Raw genomic sequence first — 22,244 nt, 5'->3', positions numbered from 1 at the left:
TAACGCTGTTTATGCAGTAGGAGAGGGAGAATCTGAGTTAATGACACCCGGTTTATGCCTTTGCTTCTGCTACTTATGTGGAGTTTTCGGAGCTTGGTGTTGGTGGTTAGCACGCTGGCGTGGTGGTTACGGGCGCCGAAACTGCCGATAAGTACGTTCGCAGTGGAAGTCCGCGATCGTTTGAGCGAAAATTACGCCCGCCATTGGAGTTACGGACCGTAATGCAGCTATTTCAGCTAATTCGCTCATTTTCCCTGAGTTTCGGACTGTATAGCTCTTATTGAGTTGAAAAAGTGTATCTGAGGGGTGCTTTTGAGTAAATAGCTGCAACTGAGTCCGATAGCGTGGCGAACACGAGGAAATTCAGCAAATAAGGGCTATACGGTCCGAACGTAGGGAGTGCATTGGTGATAGTCGTAGGTATTCTATAAGATACGTAGATTCTGGGGAAATCAAAGCCAAAATACGGGCTTGGCTGTGGGTAATTCCTTCCGCGGTTGCCGTTACGGACCGTAATGCAGCTATTTCAGCTAATTCGCTCATTTTCCCTGAGTTTCGGACTGCATAGCTCTTAATGAGCTGAAAAAGTGGATCTGAGGGGTGCTTTTGAGTAAATAGCTGCAACTGAGTCCGATAGTGTGGTGAAAACGAAGAAAATTGACAGATAGGGGCTATACGGTCCGAACGTAGGGAGTTCAACTGGCGAGAGTGTATTAATGGATGGCAAACAGATTAAAACTGGCTTACAAAGTGAACCAAATCATCTAAATATTGCTCAACAACAATATGTCGTGGGAAAAAGACTGCGGTCAAATATGTTCTTAATGGTGATGAGGCATTCTTTTTTGAGAGCATAGAGTGATCAGCATCAGGAAGATAGAAGACGGAGAGTAGGTTTTTAGGAATTTTTTCACGGTAAATACGTTCGGTTTCCTCAACATCTACATTTATATCTTGCCCGCCAAGAACTAAGTGGACAGGAGTAGTGAAGTTTTTTAAATCCTCGCTCGCATCTGACTGATAATTTTTAGAGAAAAAACCCCATTTTTCTTTGGAAATTAAATCGTCCGATTGTGCAATTCGCAAGTAACTTTCATATGACGCCTGTTCCTTAAGTAGCAGTAGGATTTGCGCGTTATAATCTTCTCTCTTTTTTATCTCCTTTTCCGAAAAACCTTCTAAAATCATCTCTTGTCTGGTATTGTATTGTCCTTGAGAAATCCATTGAATGGCGGGGGATACAAGAATACTGAAGGCGAGATCAGGCACTTTTTTAACAATCTTGGGAATCACCCAGCCCGCCTGACTTGCTCCCCACAAACCAATAGCTTGAGCATCAATCATAGGTAAGGCTTTAGCCCAGTTAATCGCATATATAGTTTCTTGTGCTCTATCCTCCATGCTTTGCTCTAGCCAGTTCCCTGAGGAACCCCCAATACCTGGTTTGTTAAGAGATAAGGAAGCATATCCGGCAGAGGCGAGCTTTTCCCACAAAGGTTTATATCCATCATCGTAAGTATCATTAACTGGGCCATCCCCATGAACAAAAACTACCAGTCCGACGGTTCCAGAGTAGCTTTCGGGCAGAACTAAGGTTCCTGTTAGTTGACCTTGAGGCGTATCAATTTCAATTTTTTGCTCAGTCATTGAGAAAGAATGTTGCTGTAGTACGAACAAGACCGCTGCAATTAACAACGAAATGGTAATCATCCAGACAGTTAGCTTAATTTTCTTTTTCATTCATTGATCCCCCAGATTGTAGCGATGTTTTTCTTGTCATGTAATGCCAAATAGGCTCTTTAAAAAGTAAATGTCTTACCGCGCTATAGTTAGATTTATGGATCTCAAAGTTCAACTGCTGGTACATATTAATGGCTCGTTTATTCTTGTTAGCAACATGTAGCGTTAATTTTTCAACCTCAGAATGACTGTTTACAAAATCCGCCGCCCAACCCAGCAACTCTTTGCCAATTCCCTTATTACGGTGACTGGACCGAACAGCCAAATGAGCCACATAACACTCTTTTGCTCTAGGTTGATAATCCAAAAAATATAACCCAAGGATTAACTTACAAACATTTAAGTATCCAAATTTCTTGAATAGCTGCAAAAAGGGAGCCCGATTCAGTGGTTTAATTGATCCTTTTTTAAGGGAGAGCGTATCCTGCCATTTTAAGTAGATAGTGCCAACCACTTCTCCGTTTTCATAAGCGATTATTTGTTTAGATGATAAGGAAGAAGAATCTTGTTCCCAAAGTCTTATAAGTAGATCAGCAATTTCATTGTCCTCGAGAGAGAGGAGAGAGTGAAATTTCCCGTGAAATGCATCTACCAATAGCCTGCTTACAGCCTCACGATCTTGTTCCTGGTAATGGGCGATGATAACCTCGTTTGTACTCATTTAGTAGTATCAGCTAGGGCATGCTCGATTTGAATTTGAAGCTCATAATGAAGCTTGTCGTTGTTAAACATGGATAGGTACGATTTCTCCAGAATGATGATTGGTCCCAATACCATGTAGTGATGCCCATTTAAAAAGTGTTCCAGCTTGGCAATTTCATGATCTACATCCTGATCGTCAGTTACAAAAAATGCTTTATAGAGATAGCACCCTTTTTCTAAAAAAATGTCAGGGGCGGGAGTGGTTTCAATGGTTTCAAAGCATAAGGTTACTTGTTCAGAATCGTATACATAATGCAAATCCGTTTCAAATAAATGATGGTTCTGCGGTCTTTTTTCATATAAACTTCGCGCAGTTAGTGTTTCGTTATACTCTAGCACCAACCACTTTTTCAGATAACGATTGTCCACATGTTTAATTTGATAATCCCCCTCCATGTTGCCATAATCTGCATGTTCTTTTAGTACCTTTTGTATAAATTGTTGCAGCATTATTAATTGGTTTATTTCTGAGTTGATTTTGTTTAGCGATTTCTCTAACAGCTGTTGGTAGTCATTCGTTGCGGATTTATTCATACTTTGGTTAATGGTACTGACAGGGATGTTTAATTTGCGGAGCAACAGGATATGTGCCAATTGATAGATCTCATCGATGCCGTACATCCGGTACTGATTATTGTCTATATAGGATGGAAACAGGATTTCTTTTTCTTCAAAATATCGAATCTGGTGGATAGATACATTCATAAGTTTTGATAGTTCTCCAATTGTAAGGTACGGATTCAAGGGCGGTGCTCCTAACTGTAAGTTATTTGATAAAAATAACTATAAACCTTAGGTCAGACCTAAGGTCAAGCGTCGATTAAAATACGGGATAAGCAGAGCACTTTTTTTCTAAATAATGATTAGTAATAGTAATGGGTGGTATTGAAAAAGACTTAGATTTTGGAAGGACAATGCGGGGGTGCAACGGATTAGATTCATGATCATTTTTTTGTATGAGCCTTGCTGGTATGACCTTAGAGTTGCCATTACGGACCGTAATGCAGCTATTCGTACATTTCCGCTCGTATTCCAAAAGTTAGGGACTGCATAGCTCTTATTAGCTGCAAATCGACTCAAAATGGGGTGGTTATGAGCATATAGTTGCAACTGAGTCCGATAGCGTGGCGAAAACGAAGATAATTGGGAAATAAGAGCTATACGGTCCGAACGTAACTTTGTTAATCAAACCAAACTAATCAAATCAAATCATCACATTCTAAGCTGATAGGTTCGATTGCGTTCTTTTCCACCAACGATCTCTAGTAGCTGCTGTTCAACTAACTCATGTAAAACACGTCGGGCATGACGATTAGTGACTCTAAGATGATGGGTGAGTTCAACAGGTGTGAAAGGACGCAGAAGACGTCTTGCGAAACGAAGTGTTTCAGCTTCTAACCATGTTAATGAAGAGGGCACGTCTGAAGCCATGAATTTGCCGATGAATGCGAGTACTAGTTGTTGACATAGCTGAGGCTCGTCCGTGATTGAGGGATAGGCGATGGATAGGAAGGTCCAACCGTCTAGCGATAATAAGGAATGGCGTCTACATAAATCTTTGAATCGTCGTACATCAAGATCTCTAGCATGCGGACCGTAGCCTTGAATCTCAATTCCGCCCTTTGCTCCACCTGGCATATAGGCCAGATCAAGATAACGATAACCATTGTTGAAATCGCGCACTTCCCATTCCGGGAACAAGTAGTTGAAGTTTCCTACAGCAGGAAACCATACCGCACGTAGAAATTCGACTGTTCCATAGCCCAACCCTTTTGCAAGAAGCTCCTGTCTGCGGGGATTGTTCTCCTTATCCAAGTTGATCTGTAACCATTCCTCTAGTTGCTGTTCGAATCTGAACATTTTGTGTATCCTCCTTAAGTAATTTTTTTTGAAAAAAGAAAAAGCCGCTCCCATACAATTCCTCCTGAGCTTACCCAGGATAGAGATTGTATAAAAGCGGCGTGTTCTTCACGACCTATAGTTGCTATTATAACGAGTGCTGAGGATTTCTTCAATGAGTTACTGTGTATAAGGATGACGAATCCGATTAGGTTTTAGTTGAAGGAAGCTAGCATGGTGAACGAGCTGAATTTGCTGAAGTTACTAGTTACTCTAAAAGCGGATTCTTCCCCCGCGCGGCCGCATGGCTTTTCTAGGACGATCATCATGTGGTTACTGATCCGCAAAAATGGATTACGTGCTCTGCGCAATATCATTATTCATTTTCGAACGTTGCGGACCGTATTGCAGCTATTCGTACATTTTGGCTCGTATTCCAAAAGTTACGGACTGCATAGCTCTTATTAGCTGCAAATCGACTCAAAATGGGGTAGTTATGAGCGAATTGTTGCAACTGAGTCCGATAGCGTGGCAAAACCCTCATTTTTCAGCAAATAAGGTCTCCTGAGTCCGTATGCGCGCGGTGTAAGTATTCAGAGTTCCCAACGACGTCAGAATTGTCTATCTAGTCCAAGTCGTCAGATTATCATTGTGTCCATGTCTTCCATGTCCCAAAGTCGTGTAACTCCAGCATGAACGGACCGTATTGCAGCTATTCGTACATTTTCGCTCGTATTCCAAAAGTTACGGACTGCATAGCTCTTATTAGCTGCAAATCGACTCAAAATGGGGTAGTTATGTGCGAATAGTTGCAACTGAGTCCGATAGCGTGGCAAAACCCTCATTTTTCAGCAAATAAGGTCTCCTGAGTCCGCATGCGCGCGGCAGATACATTCGAGTTGCCAAAGTAGCACAAGTCGCCCAACTGGTCCTTTCATTTCGTCATTAAACTCATCATGTTCATACCGTCGTCCTACTCATCGTGCTCACACCGTCATCCTACTCATCATGGTCATATCAGACCATCTTTTCATATAAGTCCCGCTTTTTCAGAAAAAAATCCTAATAAAGGCCCATTACTTTGTCGAATTGTGAAGGAAATTAGAAAATTTTATAGAATTATCTATGTTCATCTAAACTTTTTACTCTTCAACACGTGTTGCAGGATGGCCCTGGTGATTGCTGCAGCTTTACTCTTCCATAAAAGGGGCCGATACGATGCTCAAAAGGACATTACTTATCTATCTGATTGGTTTAATTTTATTATCTGCGATTCCTCTATCCATTCTTATGGGTCACGATAAACAAGGGAGTCACCTGCAAGTGCAGCATGGAGTCATGGATCTCGCAGCTTGGGATTACGAACAGGATAAGATTATCAAGTTAGACGGTGAATGGGAGTTTTATTGGAATCACTTATTAACTCCTGAGCATTTTAGGGCGGGTAGCGCAGATATACCTGCTTCTTCAGCTTGGATGGAGGTGCCCTCCCGGTGGAACGGCAACATCGTTAATGGAAGCCCTTTACCCGCCTTCGGTTCTGCCACCTATCGGATGGTTCTAAAAAACCTGCCCGTAAGTGGGGTATTCGCCTTGAAAAAAACAAATATCCGCTTTTCAAGCAGGATTTTTGTTAATGGACAGTCAGTTATTGAGGATGGTAATCCTGCTGCTAATGAAGCTGATTATCGGTCAGGAAATATCCCGCAGATTGGGCTTTTTTCGTCTGATAAGGGAGATGTAGAAATCATAATTCAAGTCTCCAACTTCGATTATGTAAATGGGGGCATTCCGGTTTCTTTATCCTTTGGTGAGGAAGCAGCAATGATGGAGGTTCAGCAGAAGAGTACGGCCCGTGAATTTAGCACCGTTGCTATTTTAGGCACACTTGCCCTTATCTTTTTTATCTGCTTTGGGGCAGCGTCCTTATACCGTAAGCAGGATTACTCTTTACTTGTGTTTGCGACTATTTGTTTGCTGTTTGCGATATATCATGGGTTGATCGGTGAGCGTTCACTCTTACTCTTTTTCCCTAAACTTTCGTTCATAATGCTCTACAAAGTAAAGGATATAAGCTCCATCTCCTGCTTTATTGTGCTCGCAATATTTTTTTACCAAATGCACAAAAGCATAATATCTTTAAAATTTACTCAAGCCATAACGATTGTTTTAGGCAGCTTTATAATTCTGGTCGCCATCCTGCCGATTCGTTCTTACACGGTCATTTATCCGTATGTGATTATTTTATATGAGCTGATGTTAATTTGGATGTTATGTAGAGTGGCCACCCTGTATATCAGAAGCGCAGAAGTAAATAGAATCAAATTGCTGCTGATGTTTATGGCGATTCTAGCTATTAATCTATATTCCATAGATATTATTCTGTTTGCTCTATCTATAAAAGAGAACCTTTGGCTCGGACAGTTTTACATTGTGGCTTTTAATATCATCATGATCGTGCTGATTGTTCTACGTTTTTTTGAAGCCTACCATACCATAGACGAGATGAAAAACCAGTTGATTGGGCTGGATAAAATTAAAGATGAATTCCTTTCCAACACCTCACATGAACTAAAAACACCTCTAAATGCCATAGTGAACATTACAGCTACGCTGCTGGATGGGGTTGAGGGTCCAGTTAATGAAAAACAAGCGCAGAATCTAGCGATCGTAATCGGGAGCGGCAGAAGATTAACACATATGGTAAATGAACTACTCGATTATTCCAAAATGAAGTACGGAGACATCACATTATACAAAAGCAAACTGGATTTGAAAGCCGTTGTTGATTCCGTCATTGGCATTCATTCTTTTCTGCTCGGAGAAAAGTCGATCCTGCTCGTTAACAGAGTCGCTTCGAATTTCCCTATGGTGAATGCAGATGGCAATCGCCTGATTCAAATTTTCCACAACTTGGTTGATAATGCGATTAAATTTACGGAACAGGGTGAAATAGAGATTAGTGCCAGAGTTATTCAGGAGTGGGTGGAAGTACGTGTGGCAGACACAGGTTTGGGAATCTCACCGGAAATGCAGGAGCGTATTTTCAAAGCTTTTGAGCAGGTGGATGAGGCGGAGATTCATAGTCATGGTGGAACAGGACTCGGATTAAGTATTACTAAGAAGCTAGTAGAACTGCATGGCGGGAACATAGCTGTGGAATCTACAGTGGGAAAAGGTTCGGTGTTTATTTTTACACTTCCACGGTGGGATAAAGCGGTTAAGCCAATCACGAGACCTACCCTTAAGGCGGTACATTCTTATAAAGAATTAAGTTTCTCCCATGGTGGTTATCCCCTTTATATCAAAGGCGAGATCGATGAGCCCATTTTAGTAGTGGACGATGATTTTGCCAATCTGCAATCTATGATCAATCTGTTTAAGCTAGAGAAATATTCTATTGTGGTTGTTAATCGCGGGCAGATGGCACTTGAGGAGCTAGCGAAAAACACAGATTTTTTTCTGGTGGTACTGGATATTACCATGCCGGACATTTCGGGTTACGAGGTTCTGCAAAAGATTAGAGAGAGATTTACTCCTTTTGAGCTGCCTGTGTTAATGTTGACGGCCAAGAACAGGGTGAGCGATATGAAGATGTCCATGGATAACGGTGCAAATGACTATGTGGGAAAACCTTTTGAAGCTGAAGAGCTAATGGCACGTGTTAAAAGTCTGACCCGATTGAGAGCTTCCGTGAAGACTGCCAAAGACGCCGAAATAGCTTTTTTACGATCCCAGATCAAACCTCATTTCTTATACAATGCTCTGAATTCAATTGCTGAACTATGTGTGGAAGAACCAGAGAAGGCCGAAGAGTTGACACTGCAGCTGTCACAGTATTTGCGAAGCAGCTTTGATTTCAAACAACTGGATTCACTAACGAGTTTGGAGAATGAGCTTGAGCTGGTAGAGGCTTATATCAATATTGAAAAAGCACGCTTCGGTGCCAGATTAAATGTGGAATATGATGTGAGAGTAAATACGGATTACCGGATTCCTCCGCTGATTCTACAGCCTTTGGTCGAAAATGCAATAAGGCATGGCCTAATGTCCAATTTGCGGGGTGGCACGGTAAATATATCTGTAAAGGAATTAGAGAATTCGCTGATTAGCTTTATTGTGGAGGATAATGGATCTGGAATGAGTGAGCATAAATTGAAAGAAGTAATGAAGTCAGATGTAGATAAAAGAGGGGTGGGGCTGTGGAATATCAGTCAGCGCATAAAGCTGTTATATGGAACAAATATTCATATTCAAAGTGCTGAAGGATTAGGCACAACGGTATCTTTTGAAATTCCAATACAGCAGCTTAAGCGGATGGGAGGTTAAGGCATGCTGCGAGCGATTATTGTAGATGATGAGGAGTTATCGGTAAAACGCCTGAAGCGGATCTTATCGCAGAGCGGAGAGATTGAAGTCTATGAGACGTTTTTGGATCCAGCGGAAGCCTATGCTTTTGCGAAGGCCCAACCGATAGATGTAGCTTTTTTGGATATTTCTATGCCTGAGACGAATGGGATGAAGCTTTCTAGCCTTTTGCATGAATTGGATGAATCGATAGATGTGGTTTTTGTAACCGGATTTGATGAGTATGCGCTGCAGGCTTTTGACCTAAGTGCAGTGGATTATCTTTTGAAGCCTGTAACTGCGGAGCGGTTGTCTAAGACGTTAGAGAAACTCAAAAAAATGAATCGAAATACAACGGCTGAGCCTACGTTAGAAGTTTTTTTATTTAATGGTTTAAAAGTGTATCGCAGAACGCAGAACAGAGAGCTAATCAAGCTGAGAAGTCCAAAAACAGAAGAATTATTTGCTTTTCTGGTTAGTAAAGGAACGGTTAGCCGGGAGGAAATTATCGACACGTTGTGGAGCGGATTGGAGCCTGAAAAAGCATGGAAGAATCTGAACTCGACGCTGTATTATATTCGAAAAGCAATCGGCGCCAATTATATAAAAGCAAGCAGGAACGAAATTCATGTAGTAGAGAGCAGCATTTATTGTGATCTGTATGAATTTGAGCGATTGTTAAAGCAAATCAGGCAAACCTCTGAAAGACATGTTGAATGGATGATTCAAGCAGAAGTTTTATACTCAGGAGCATTACTCAAAGGAAAAGCTTATGAATGGGCTAGTAGCAGGACCCGGAGACTCGAGCATGAATATATAGGATTGCTGGAGCTGGCTGCAAGATTTCATTTAGAGCAGAATCAGCAGCATCAAGCACTACATTATTTTGGAGAAATATTAAAATTAGATTCCTTGCGAGAGGACATCTATCATGAAATCATCAACTTATTAATTGAATTAGGGCGAATGAATGAAGCACAGCGGAAATTTGGCCAATTGGAAGAGATGTTGCAGCAAGAGCTCGGAACAACACCCGATCCTAAACTCAAAGCGTTAATGAAACAGAAGTTATTGTAATGGAAGGAACCTTCGAATGGATGGTTATCGAGGGTTCTTATTTTGTTTATTTTTTGTTTATCTTAATTTTGTATAATACTCTCGATTATTGTCGAATTAATGACATGATTTATGCTAGAGGGGGAAATAGAGTTTGAAGCCATCATTTATGAAAATAGGCATTAGTATTTCGTTATGTACTGGACTTGTGGTGCAGGGGGGGGGTCCTATGCAAACTCCAATCATAAGTGCAAAAGCTAGTTTCGGTTGGATCGAGAATAGCCCAGCTATAATAACGTCCATCAATGAAGATGACTATTCCAACGCAGGGGTTGAGGTAGCCAGCTTTTTGACAGGAAAAGTATCGGATCCAGCGTCAACAGGGATTGCTGTAGTAGCTTTAGATAATACCAAAGGGGCCTGGCAGTATTACAACACGGTGGGAAGAATTTGGTATAATATCGAGCCGGTGTCGAACAGTAATGCTTTTCTGCTGCTGAAATCGGAGAAAATCCGTTTTGTCCCGGCGAAAGACTGGAACGGAACGGCATCTATTAGCTTTAAGCTATGGGATACAACAGCATCCAGTTATCAAAATTATCAAAAAAATGCGAATACCACAGTATCTGCCGCGTTCAGCTCAGATCCGGGTATAGCCGTAATTACTGTAAATCCAGTGAACGATGCACCTTATCTGACAGAACTAAATGGTGGGGACTATCTTAGTTTTGACGGCAACGGGGATTATGTGACCTTCCCGGATCAACGGATTTATGGGAATTCTTTTACAGTTGAAGGATTTTTGAAGGTAGATGCTTTTCAGACCTGGATGAGATTTTTTGAATCATCGATCGCAGAGCAGAACCACAATATTTTTGTGGGTTTTAACGGCAAACGGATGAATTTCACTGCCTACACTAATAAGGGAGATATTAATGTCACTGAGGATTTCCCGATTTCTAAATGGGTTCATGTCGCGATTGTTTATGATCACAGTCAGAAAAAGGGACGGATTTATTGGGATGGTGTACTTAAGGCAGAAGGGGCTATGGATTTAAGTACTGTAGGCAACGTTGCACGTCCGAATAACTGGCTTGGAAAAAGCACGTGGAGACAGGACGGAGATTATAACGGTGGAATGAGAGACGTGAGGTTCTGGAGTAAAGCCAAGACCCAAAGTGATATTGTTCGAGAAATGAATGTCGACTTGACAGGCTCGGAGCCTAATCTGGCTTTAAACTATAAATTAGCGAATAGCAATGATGGGAATGTCGCTATTAATACTTCTGGTCTTCCCCTTAAGAACGGTACAATTACTGGGGCAACCTGGAAGCAGGACACAGGTTTTATGGGGAATACTACAACCGATAAAAACAAGTCGGTCTCACGATCCTTTAAAGTCCTCGATGTGGATGGAGATGACCTACAAGTATCAGCTACTTCCTCGAATACGCTCTTAATTCCGAATAATGGACTGAAAATAAGTGGAAGTGGTGAGCAACGAACTTTAGAAATAACACCCGCAGCGAATGCTTTTGGCACCAGTGTGATTTCAGTCAAAGTAAGTGATGGAACATTAAACAACACCTACACTTTTAATGTGACGGTAAACAATACGGGGGATGTAATCGTAACCGGAGTGTCTTTGGATAAACCATCACTGAGTTTAACGCAAGGAGAAGCAGGGGACACACTTAGTGCCGTAGTAACACCTGCTGATGCCACGAACAAAACAGTAAATTGGAGCTCTAGTGATGAAACTGTTGCAACCGTTGTAAACGGAGTGGTAACTCCAGTTGGCGTTGGAACAGCGATCATCACGGTAACGACTACTGATGGAAGTTTTACTGCTTCGTCTGTAGTAAATGTAAGTGCTCCAATCCCGCCGGTTGTGGACGTAACTGGAGTGAAGCTAGATCAGGAGACACTGGAATTAACAGCTGGAGAAGCTGATGGACTCCTAAAAGCAACAATAGAGCCTGCCAATGCAACGGATAAAGACGTGATCTGGAGCTCTAGCGATGAGACAGTCGCGACCGTTGTGAACGGAGTAGTAACTCCGGTTGGAGAGGGTACCGCAGTTATTACGGTAACGACCAAAGATGGAAGTTTTAAGGCTTCAACCACAGTAAATGTGAGTGCCCCAATCCCACCCGTTGTGGACGTAACTGGAGTGAAGCTAGATCAGGAGACACTGAATTTAACAGCTGGTGAAGCTAATGGAATTCTAAAAGCAACAATAGAGCCTGCCAATGCAACGGATAAAGACGTGATCTGGAGCTCCAGCGATGAGACAGTTGCGACCGTAGTAAACGGAGTAGTAACTCCGGTTGGTGAGGGTACAGCAGTTATTACGGTAACGACGAAAGATGGAAGTTTTACGGCTTCAACCACAGTAAATGTGAGTGCCCCAATCCCACCCGTTGTGGACGTAACTGGAGTGAAGCTAGATCAGGAGACACTGGAATTAACAGCTGGAGAAGCTGATGGACTCCTAAAAGCAACAATAGAACCTGCCAATGCAACGGATAAAGACGTGATCTGGAGCTCCAGCGATGAGACAGTTGCGACCGTTATAAACGGAGTGGTAACTCCGGTTGGTGAGGGTACAGCTGTTATTACGGTAACGACGAAAGATGGAAGTTTTAAGGCTTCAACTACAGTAAATGTAGCCGCTCCTAAGCCACCTAGCGTTATCGTAACTGGGGTGACTTTAGACCAGACAGAACTTAACTTAACGGTGGGTGAAGGCGACGGTAATCTACAAGTTACAGTAGCACCTGCTAATGCGACAAATAAAGACGTGATCTGGAGCTCCAGCGATGAGACAGTCGCGACTGTTGTGAACGGAGTAGTAACTCCGGTTGGAGAGGGTACAGCAGTTATTACGGTAACGACCAAAGATGGAAGTTTTAAGGCTTCAACGACAGTTAATGTAGCCGCTCCTAAGCCACCTAGCGTTATCGTAACTGGGGTGACTTTAGACCAGACAGAACTTAACTTAACGGTGGGTGAAGGCGACGGGAATCTACAAGTTACAGTAGCACCTGCTAATGCGACAAATAAAGGTGTAATCTGGAGCTCCAGCGATGAGACAGTAGCTAAGGTTGTTTATGGAGTAGTAACTCCGATTGGTGAGGGAACAGCCATCATTACGGTAACGACGAAAGATGGAAGTTATACGGCTTCTACAACCGTCACTGTGAAGGCTCCTGTTAAGCCAGTTACAGCACCAGGAATTCCAACATCTGTAACTGCAACTGCAGAGAATGGTCAAGCAATCATCACCTTTATACCGCCGGTGAACGATGGAGGCAGCGAAATCATAGGATATATTGTAACTGCTAATCCGGGAGGTTTGACGGTTACGGGAACTGGAAGTCCGCTGACAATCAGTGGTTTGACGAATGGAACAAGCTATACCTTCACGATACAGGCAATCAATAAAGCTGGCATCAGCGAATCCTCTGCTGAGTCCAATGCAGTTGTTCCTAGCACTTCATCTGGTGGTGATGTTGTTGTTCCGTGGCAACCAACCCCATCAGCAACTCCGGCACCTGTGGTAAATGATGCTTCCATCCTAATCAATGGTAAAGCGGAAACAGTGGGAACCGCAACGAATGGTAAACGGAATGAGCAAACGTTAACCACCATTGTGTTAGATCAGAAGAAGCTAGAGGACAAGCTCGCCACTGAAGGTAAAGGTACGGTAGTTTCTATCGCTGCAAATAGTAAATCTGATGTTATAGTTGGCGAACTAAACGGACAAATGGTTAAAAATATGCAGGGTAATCAGGCAATTCTTGAGATCAAAACAGGAAATGCGACATTTACACTGCCTGCTCAGCAAATTAATATTGACGCTTTGAACGAGCAAATCGGCAAGTCGGTAGCTTTGCAAGATATTAAGATACAGATTGAAATTAGCGCCCCTACAGCCGATAAAGTTAAAGCTTTAGAAGCAGCTGCGCAAAAAGGATCCTTTTCATTAGTTTCCGCGCCAGTTAATTTTACGGCCAGAGGTATCTACGGAGATAAGAGTATTGAACTTTCCCAATTCAATACGTATGTTAAACGTACCATAGCCATTCCTGAGGGGATGGACCCGAACAAGATTACAACTGGAGTGTATGTTGATTCCGAAGGTTCGGTACACCATGTACCTACTAAAGTGGTTGTAATTGATGGCAAATATTTTGCTACTATCAACAGCTTAAGCGGAGGTACTTACTCCGTAATCTGGCATCCGCTTGAATTTAGTGATGTGGCTAATCACTGGGCAAAAGAGGCAGTGAACGATATGGGCTCTCGATTAGTCATTGAGGGAACTGGTAATGGTCAATTTACTCCGGATCAAGCCATTACCCGTGCAGAGTTTGCGGCGATTGTTGTACGCGGTCTGGGACTTGAGATGGAACAAGCTGCAACACCATTCTCAGATGTAAAGACCACGGATTGGTATAACAGTGCGATCAACACAGCATTTGCTTATCAATTAATCAATGGTTTTGAAGATGGTATGTTCCGCCCTGATGAACATATTACCCGCGAACAAGCGATGTTAATTATCGCCAAAGCGATGAAAATTACAGCGCTACAGACTAAGATTTCTGTTCAATCGGCTGACGTTTTGTTAGCTCCATTTACAGATAGTAGTGAGGTTTCTAACTGGGCGATCAGTGGAGTTACTGACACTTTGCAGGCAGGCATTATCATGGGAAGAAGCAGTAAAGGGCTTGCTCCAAAAGATGATATGACAAGAGCTGAGGTTGCAGAGATCGTGAAGCGGCTACTTGAAAAGTCGGATTTAATTTAATCTACTAAGCTCCAGAATTGTGATGAAGACAGAGGATTCGTTCAAAGAACATTGAACGAGTCCTCTTTTCTTTTTATGGTTAGCCAAGCAGGAGAATGGCTAGTTATCCAGAAAAAATAACTTAGATCGTTTATACGATAATTAGAAAAGAGGCGAAATCTATGGAAATAAATCCACTCATTAATGATGTATTTCAGGCAGCAGAATCAGGCCATGTAGAACGGCTGAAAGAAATCCTGGAAGCTCATCCGTACCTTGCGAATATGGAGAATAACGAAGGTCTTACACCGCTTGGTTATGCCGCGCATTTTGGTAAAGTGAAGGCTGTTCAGGTTTTGTTAGACTATGGTGCTGACATTGATGCAATGTCACATTCCCGAATCAGCTATATTCCATCCAACACAGCATTACATGCGGCAATTGCTGGTGAGCGAAATATGGAGGTGATCCGGGTTCTTTTGCAACATCAGGCCAAGACCAATATATTTGATAGTGATGGTTATACTTCCTTACATTCTGCTGCTTTTCATACGGATAATGTAGAACTAATAGAGTTGTTAATCGAACATGGCGCCGACATTTCTGCTAAAATTAAAAGTGGTGAATCTGCATGGTCGGTTGCGATTAAGCAGAGTAATCATAATGTTGCAGAATTTCTCCGCGGAAAAGGAGTAGTCTTGAATGAAAATCACAGTGGATGATAAGAATGATTCAACGGTAGCTATAATCTCTGGAGAAGAGATCATTATCAATAATGTAAGGGATGCCTTAGACTTAATGATGAATGTGAAATACCAAGGATGCGATAAAATGCTTCTGAGGAAGGAACAGATTACGGATGATTTTTTCGAGCTAAAGTCTGGAATTGCTGGTGAGATTGCTCAAAAATATACAAACTATCAGATGAGAGTTGCTATCGTAGGAGAATTTACAAGCTATAACAGCAAAAGTCTGAATGATTTTATTTACGAATGCAATCAAGGCGATAAGATGTTGTTCAAAAGTACTGAAGCTGAGGCTTTAGCAGCCCTTCATTTATGCAAATCGTGGAGATGATCCAGAGAGGAGTTATATCATGGATGAAAGTAAAATCACATATGAATCGATCGATGCCTATATTTCCGGGTTTTCGCTTGAGGTTCAGGAAATCCTTAATACGTTAAGAAAGGTGATAAAAGAGGCGGCACCGGAAGCAGAGGAAAAAATAAGCTATCAGATGCCTACTTTTGCATTACACGGAAATTTGGTGCATTTCGCTGCTTATCCCAAGCATATTGGATTCTACCCCACACCAAGTGGAATTAATGCTTTTAAAGATGAATTATCAGGCTATAAAGGTGCTAAAGGTTCCGTTCAATTTCCCATTGATAAGCCTATGCCTTATGAATTAATTAGCAAGATTGTAACCTTCAGGGTCACTGAGAATCTAAAAAAAGTTGAAGCAAAATAAGGCGTCTACTGGTATGAAATAGAGTTGTACGTCTGGCTAGGGCTGGAAGTGTGTATCCATTGTTGATCTTCTTCTTGAAGCTAGTGAACATTTGGATCCTCTTACGAGGCACTTCTTGCCTTTCTATCCTCATTGCGGACGTCGTACGAATGCCAGTATAATATCCTGGGCATAGTCCCCGAACCCACTTCCGAACAGATTTAATCCTCTTTTATTGAGTGCATCCTCCCGAATTTCAAAACGTACACGAATAGGTTCATTAAACGCCAGCTTTAAAGAGCTGATTGTAGTGGAAGATGAGAGAGAACCATTACAGCTGCTGCCCGATTTAGAGACACTCCATGTAGTAAGAGCTCCATATTCAGTTCCACTTCTCCAACGTTCAGGGGTCAGCTTCCCTTTGCGGTTACCGAAATCGGAGGGGCAAGTCCAAGTCCCGACTAACTGGTCATTGATGGATAAGCTGATATCACTGGCCCAATCCTCTCGGAACGAAGGGGCTTCTGAGCATACTTCTGCCGAAATGCGGATTTCATCCAACTCGACGCCTGGAGGCAGGGGGTTGGCAAAATAGTATTCGACATAACCCGCTTCCGCGAACCATAAGAGTGAGGCATCGACTCGTTCAGGCATGTAGAATGCTCTTGGATCATCCTGGGAGCCGATGACGCCACCATCTTTTCCGGCCATCCCACAGGACGGTTGTATGGAGCAGCGGGAGAACATGCCGATGGGCATATGTATTTCCTCGGTTTGATGCAGGCCATCCCCTAGTTTCGAAGGGAGATCGAGATGAATAGAGCGACAGGTAACCGCACAGATTTTTTCGCGATTTGCTCCTTGCGTAGACGAGATAAGATTAACCTGTTCTAACGTCTGCACATTGATAGATATGGTTGGCTGAGCTACACCTAACGTCTCAGCTAATTGACTGACACTCATAGGCTTTTCGCCAAGGGCTTCAAGAATGCGGACGCGGACGTCACCAGACAGTGCTTTAGCTACATCTAAAATGCGTGACGCGGGATAACGTATCGTTTCTTGTGAAATATCATTCATCATATTTGTTCCTTTTCGTTTAGGATGGGTTGAGGTTATTGTACAATGAAGAGTGAATATTGTAAAATCATAATAAACATTGCGAAAATAATATACTGGTGCTAAAATGGGCTCAACTTCTTATTTTGAAAGGCTGTGCTCGCCAAATGACAACTTCTATATTAGCTTCTGAGACACTTGAGATTCCTCGATCTGAACACCCTCATCCACATTGGCAACGTCAGGAATGGATGAATTTGAATGGGCAATGGTCATTTAACTTTGATCCGAACAACGAAGGTATGAAGGCGTTATGGTACTCCAATCCTGAAATCGCTTACGATTCAATGATCACTGTACCTTTTTCTTGGGTAAGTCCCTTATCCGGAATTGGCTACGATCAACAAGGAATCGGCTGGTATCGACGCACCGTGAATGGGCAGGCTATCGACCAACAAACACGATTGTTTTTACGTTTTGGGGCAGTAGATTATTCATGTGATGTGTGGATAAATGGAGAACATGTAGGTTCACATCAAGGTGGATATGGTTCATTTGAATTTGATGTTACACCTTACTGGGCAGCTAACAGTGAGAATAATATTGTCGTAAGAGCTGAGGATTTCGATCATGCTTATCAAGCGCGGGGCAAACAAGGATATGGAGAAATCCGTGGAATTTGGCAGCCTGTATGGCTTGAAGCACGCCCCGAAACTTATATGAAAGATGCAAAGTTTGTGACCAGTATAGATGGACAGGTGATTATAACTACAAGAATAAATTCGCATGAAACGGGTTCGGCAGATTTTACGCTGCAATTCGCTGATCATTCCGTTGTTCATACAGAGAAGCTGCAGCTTATAGCAGGGGAGAACGAATGTAAGCTGTCTATCGATATTCCCAATCCGCATTTGTGGAGTCCAGAAACTCCTTATTTATACGAAGGTGAACTGCAGCTTAGTGGATCGTTTGGTACAGATACAGTCAGCACTTATTTCGGAATTCGCGAAATTCAGACTGCCCGCTTTGACGATCGTGATTATCGGTGGATCACCTTAAATGGCAAGCCGATATATTTGAACGGCACTCTTGATCAGTCCTATCACAAGACAGGTTATTTCACCTATCCAACGGATGAAGACATGCGGGATGAAATTTATCTAATGAAACGTTTGGGACTAAACATGGTGCGAATTCATATCAAGCCCGAAGAACCCCGTAAGCTGTATTGGGCGGATAAGCTTGGCATTCTTGTTATGGAAGATATGCCTTGTTTCTGGGGTAATCCAGATGACAAAGCCAGAGCCTCCTATGAGAGTGAAGCCCTTGAGGTGATTGAACGAGATTATAATCATCCATCTATTTTTTCGTGGGTTATGTTCAATGAGACCTGGGGTTTGAAGACAGATGCTCAGGAGGCTGGCCTCACAAGTGATGTACAGCAGCAGAGTAGTTATCTTAAAGAGACACAGGAATGGGTGCGGGAGAAATATCGCTGGGCGAAGCAGCTTGATCCGACTAGAATTGTTGAGGATAACTCGCCTTGTAATTATGATCATGTGGAATCGGATATTAATACATGGCACTTTTACATTAATGGTTACGAGCAGCTGCAAGCCCACATGAATGAGGTTGTAGATAAAACATTCCCAGGGTCGGAGTTTAACTGTATTGGCGGCAACGTACAGTCTGATGCACCTCTAATGAACAGCGAATGCGGCAACGTGTGGGGGATCGAAGGTGGTGCAGGGGACAGTGATTTGGCATGGCATTACCGCTATATGATGAATGAATTCCGGCGGCATGATAAGCTATGTGGATTCGTATTTACAGAATTCCGTGATGTTACGAATGAGTTCAATGGTTATTACCGGCTAGACGGGAGCGATAAGGATTTTGGATATGGGGATTTTGTTCCCGGGATGACGATTGCGGATCTGCATTCCCCAGATTTTATCGTGATAGATGCTCCTCCATGCCAGACAGTAGAAGCAGGGCAGAGTGTTAAAGTACCTTTGCTAGGTTCCAGCTTCGCGGACAGCTATCACGGTCATAATTTGAAGCTGAAATGGGAACTGTGGTACGACAATTTGGGGACTCGGGTCACTGCGCAAAGTGGACATATGTCTGTGAAATGGGATAACTTTGGAAACACTATACTTCCTTCTTTGAACATTACAATGCCTGGTCAGGAGGCGGCTGCAATACTTGCTGTTTCTCTGATTAATGAGAAGGGTGAAGCGATCACGCGGAATTTCATTACTTTCGATGTAAGAGGCGGTAATAACACTGCATTGTTTAAAGGTGAAGGAGAATTTATAAAAATTCCAGTGGGAGCTTATACCGAACATAACTTTAAGCATCAATGGGATGCTATCCAAGGATCTAAGATTAATGGTGCTGGGCAAGGTCATTATGTATATGAGGTTACACTGCCAGATGCAGCAGATAAATCGATGATTGGTGAGATTGAGATCATGTTCGAAGCAAGTGCTAAACGATTGCTGGCGCGGCATGTTGAAGGTACGAAGCTTAATGATATGGGCCTTGATCTTATGCATGGGGCAGATGCGAGGGTGGAATATAATCCGAATACGTATTATATGACGGATGAAGAGCGTCATCCTTCCCGAGTGAACGTTCTGGTGGATGGGCAGCGGATTGGTTCTTTCTATTTACCGGATGATCCGGCTGATAGCAGAGGGATTTTGTCTTGGCATTATCAGCCAATAGCGAATAAGCTGGATGAGGCTGGATCTTACGGCTACCTATGCAAGGCAAGTGTACCGGGGCAGTTAGCAGCGAAGCTGGATCGCAATCGTGTTTTTCGTTTGGAGCTGCAAGCAGAGGACGGCGGGTTAGCTTTGTATGGCCGTAATGCAGGTCGTTATCCACTGGACTTGTTGATTCGTTATCGCTAAATAACCTCGATGTGCAAAAAAAAGCAATCCCAGCTAAGAAGCAGGGATTGCTTTTTTATCGGTACTGCAAGGTATTATTAAAGTTCTTTATCATTAATGCTGTTTAACCAGCTTTCAATCTCCCCAATGACCGAGCTAATGCAGCCATCTTCAAAAGGTGAAGTCAGGCCCGCAAGTTCAACCAGCTTGATAAAGGATTTGCTTCCTCCGGCTTGACATAACTCCAAATAATCACTCCAAGCGGATTTGAAATCTTCATTTGAGCGTTTCCAGAACTGGAAGGCACATAGCTGTGCTAGTGTATAGTCAATGTAATAGAACGGGGAAGCGAAGATATGGCCTTGCTTATGCCAAAATCCACCCTGTTCCAGATAAGCATTACCTTCATAATTGCGGTGCGGCAAATATTTTTTCTCGATTTCTCGCCATGCTTGCTTACGTTCAGCAGGGGTTGCTTCAGGATTGCTGTAAACAAAATGCTGGAATTCATCTACAGTAACTCCGTAAGGAATAAACTGAAGGCTATCTGCCAAATGATTGAAACGGTATTTGTCTGCATCCTCTTCAAAGAACAATTCCATCCATGGCCAAGCAAAAAACTCCATGCTCATGGAATGGATCTCACAGGCTTCATAAGTGGGAAAAGCATATTCAGGTACATTAATATTTCGGCTTTCATACACCTGGAAGGCATGCCCCACTTCATGGGTCAAGACATCAATATCCCCTGAGGTTCCATTGAAATTCGAGAAAATAAAAGGTGCCTGGTATTGGCTGAAGTAAGTACAATAGCCGCCGCCTTGCTTTCCTTTTTTACTTACTAAATCCACTAGATTGTTATCCAACATAAAAGTAAAAAATTCATCAGTTTCCGGAGAGAGCTCTTTGTACATCTTTGATCCGTTAGCTACAATCCAGTCAGGATCTCCTTTAGGAGTGGCGTTGCCAGTCTTGAAGCTGAAGTTCTCGTCATAAAATTTCAAGGCATCCAGGCCTAGACGTTCAGTCTGCCGTTTCTTAAGCTGTTGGGAGACGGGTACGATATGCTCCAGAACTTGTTTGCGGAAGTTGGCTACCATGTCGGCGTTATAATCGGTCCGCATCATCCGGTCATAACCTAGCTCAACAAAGTTGCTGTAACCAAGCTTTTTAGCAATGCGGTCACGGACTTTAACTAGCTCGTCATAGATTCGATCAAATTCACTTTCATGTTCAGACATAAAATCATATCTGGCTTGTGAAGCACGTTTACGCATATCACGGTCCGTGGACAATTCAAAAGGAGTAAGCTGAGTCAGTGTGCGTTCTTCGCCTTCGAATGGAATCTTAGCGGACGCGATAAGCTGAGCGTATTCTGTAGAGAGTTTGTTCTCCAATTGTAAATCTTCGATGATTTCTGGACTAAAAGTACGCAGAGCTACTTCTGCAAGCTGAAGCAGCTGTGTGCCCCATTCTTGTTCGAATTCGGCTCTGTATTTGGAATTGACGAGTGCTTTGTAATAGTCCGTTATGTATTCTTGAACGATAGGCCCAATTTCGTCCATGAATTCCTGTTCAGCCTTGTAGAATTCATCTGTTGTATTGATCGAATGGCGAACGCTAACCAATGTCTGCAGCGTGTCAAACTCATTGCGAAGCTTGTTAATAGCGGTAACGGAAGCCTTTTGCACTTCTAATGGCTCGGTGTCATTGAGATCTTTAAGCAGGTTGTTAAAATCCTGTTTGAACTTCTCTACATCCGGGCGCTCATAGCGATAATCATTAAATTTCATTAACTATTCAACTTCCTTTCTATACCAGATAGTCTCTATTATATATTCTGAACAGCAATTTACGATAGACCTGTGTTAGCTGTTTTTGAATAAAAAAAGAACAAATGGACAAAAGTGTAATAACTTGTTAGATGAAATACGGTTTGATATTATCTAAGAATATAGTAGAAATGCAATTTATGAGCGCATCCGTACAATGTAATGAAGCGAAAATAGGAGGCTCGATATAGATGAAACCCCGGATTACAGTAATAACACTAGGTGTGGACGATCTGGAGAGGGCTTTGATTTTTTTACAGGAATGGATTAGGATTCCCGACCAAAGGGATCATTGGGAACGAATTTGAACATGGAGCAGTTGCCTTTCAACAGCTTATCTATTACTAAGTCTTTATTTAACCCGCATTCACTGAATACGGGTTATCTCTGTTTATATATGAATATTTGTATTTTTCCACTTTACACCATACATCCTTCCTCCCTCTTTTTTTACAGCACCAGCACAAATGTCGACAAACTTAATATATCATGATATATTATTATGTATAAGATGAAAAAATTAG

General features: G+C 42.4%; 14 protein-coding genes and 1 pseudogene. 9 read left to right on the top strand and 6 right to left on the bottom strand.

The window, feature by feature from the left end:
- Positions 1-732: 732 nt before the first annotated feature.
- The 4 genes from MKZ16_RS18500 to MKZ16_RS18485 form a co-directional block, all read right to left on the bottom strand.
- Complete coding sequence (locus tag MKZ16_RS18500; protein WP_036688171.1) at positions 733-1,740, bottom strand: alpha/beta hydrolase; 1,008 nt, start codon at positions 1,738-1,740, stop codon at positions 733-735.
- Complete coding sequence (locus MKZ16_RS18495) at positions 1,724-2,401, bottom strand: N-acetyltransferase (RefSeq protein WP_076106184.1); 678 nt, start codon at positions 2,399-2,401, stop codon at positions 1,724-1,726. Before MKZ16_RS18495 ends, MKZ16_RS18500 begins: the two co-directional genes overlap by 17 nt.
- Entirely contained in the window at positions 2,398-3,186 is a 789-nt protein-coding gene (locus tag MKZ16_RS18490) for a MerR family transcriptional regulator (RefSeq protein WP_076106182.1), read from the bottom strand. Before MKZ16_RS18490 ends, MKZ16_RS18495 begins: the two co-directional genes overlap by 4 nt.
- A 468-nt stretch (positions 3,187-3,654) precedes the next feature.
- On the bottom strand, positions 3,655-4,302 hold the full coding sequence (locus tag MKZ16_RS18485) for a transcriptional regulator (RefSeq protein ID WP_076106179.1): 648 nt from the start codon (positions 4,300-4,302) through the stop codon (positions 3,655-3,657).
- Positions 4,303-4,515: 213 nt separating this feature from the next.
- Between MKZ16_RS18485 and MKZ16_RS18480 the strand changes: the two genes are divergently transcribed.
- The 7 genes from MKZ16_RS18480 (at position 4,516) to MKZ16_RS18450 (ending at position 15,950) form a co-directional block, all read left to right on the top strand.
- Entirely contained in the window at positions 4,516-4,749 is a 234-nt protein-coding gene (locus MKZ16_RS18480) for a hypothetical protein (RefSeq protein ID WP_076106177.1), read from the top strand.
- Positions 4,750-5,499: 750 nt separating this feature from the next.
- Positions 5,500-8,610, top strand: a complete 3,111-nt coding sequence (locus MKZ16_RS18475) for an ATP-binding protein (RefSeq protein ID WP_143759092.1) — start codon at positions 5,500-5,502, stop codon at positions 8,608-8,610.
- 3 nt (positions 8,611-8,613) lie between these two features.
- Entirely contained in the window at positions 8,614-9,705 is a 1,092-nt protein-coding gene (locus tag MKZ16_RS18470; RefSeq protein ID WP_076106173.1) for a response regulator, read from the top strand.
- Positions 9,706-9,913: 208 nt separating this feature from the next.
- On the top strand, positions 9,914-14,500 hold the full coding sequence (locus tag MKZ16_RS18465) for an Ig-like domain-containing protein (RefSeq protein ID WP_339814404.1): 4,587 nt from the start codon (positions 9,914-9,916) through the stop codon (positions 14,498-14,500).
- Between the two features lie 161 nt (positions 14,501-14,661).
- On the top strand, positions 14,662-15,201 hold the full coding sequence (locus tag MKZ16_RS18460) for an ankyrin repeat domain-containing protein (protein ID WP_076106471.1): 540 nt from the start codon (positions 14,662-14,664) through the stop codon (positions 15,199-15,201).
- Positions 15,182-15,556 carry a DUF4180 domain-containing protein gene (locus tag MKZ16_RS18455; protein ID WP_036688100.1) on the top strand — a complete coding sequence of 125 codons (375 nt, stop codon included), beginning with the start codon at positions 15,182-15,184 and terminating at the stop codon, positions 15,554-15,556. Before MKZ16_RS18460 ends, MKZ16_RS18455 begins: the two co-directional genes overlap by 20 nt.
- 19 nt (positions 15,557-15,575) lie before the next feature.
- Positions 15,576-15,950: a DUF1801 domain-containing protein gene (locus MKZ16_RS18450; RefSeq protein WP_141118621.1), complete on the top strand. Its 375-nt coding sequence runs from the start codon at positions 15,576-15,578 to the stop codon at positions 15,948-15,950.
- Between the two features lie 129 nt (positions 15,951-16,079).
- Here MKZ16_RS18450 and MKZ16_RS18445 read toward each other — a convergent pair whose 3' ends face one another.
- On the bottom strand, positions 16,080-17,012 hold the full coding sequence (locus MKZ16_RS18445; RefSeq protein WP_235219558.1) for a helix-turn-helix domain-containing protein: 933 nt from the start codon (positions 17,010-17,012) through the stop codon (positions 16,080-16,082).
- A gap of 143 nt (positions 17,013-17,155) precedes the next feature.
- Here MKZ16_RS18445 and MKZ16_RS18440 point away from each other — a divergent pair, with 143 nt between their 5' ends.
- On the top strand, positions 17,156-19,909 hold the full coding sequence (locus tag MKZ16_RS18440; RefSeq protein ID WP_076106473.1) for a glycoside hydrolase family 2: 2,754 nt from the start codon (positions 17,156-17,158) through the stop codon (positions 19,907-19,909).
- Between the two features lie 77 nt (positions 19,910-19,986).
- On the opposite strand, the gene MKZ16_RS18435 is transcribed toward MKZ16_RS18440, so the two are convergent.
- The gene (locus MKZ16_RS18435; protein ID WP_036688094.1) at positions 19,987-21,681 is read right to left on the bottom strand and encodes a M3 family oligoendopeptidase; all 1,695 of its coding nucleotides are present in this window, start codon (positions 21,679-21,681) and stop codon (positions 19,987-19,989) included.
- A 230-nt stretch (positions 21,682-21,911) separates the two neighbouring features.
- Here MKZ16_RS18435 and MKZ16_RS18430 point away from each other — a divergent pair.
- Positions 21,912-22,047 (top strand): annotated as a pseudogene (locus MKZ16_RS18430) (VOC family protein); the annotation flags it as partial.
- Positions 22,048-22,244 lie beyond the last annotated feature (197 nt).

The organism is Paenibacillus sp. FSL R5-0928 (genome assembly GCF_037970385.1).
Lineage (GTDB): Bacteria > Bacillota > Bacilli > Paenibacillales > Paenibacillaceae > Paenibacillus_AQ > Paenibacillus_AQ odorifer.
This window is presented reverse-complemented; position numbering and strand designations above follow the sequence as displayed.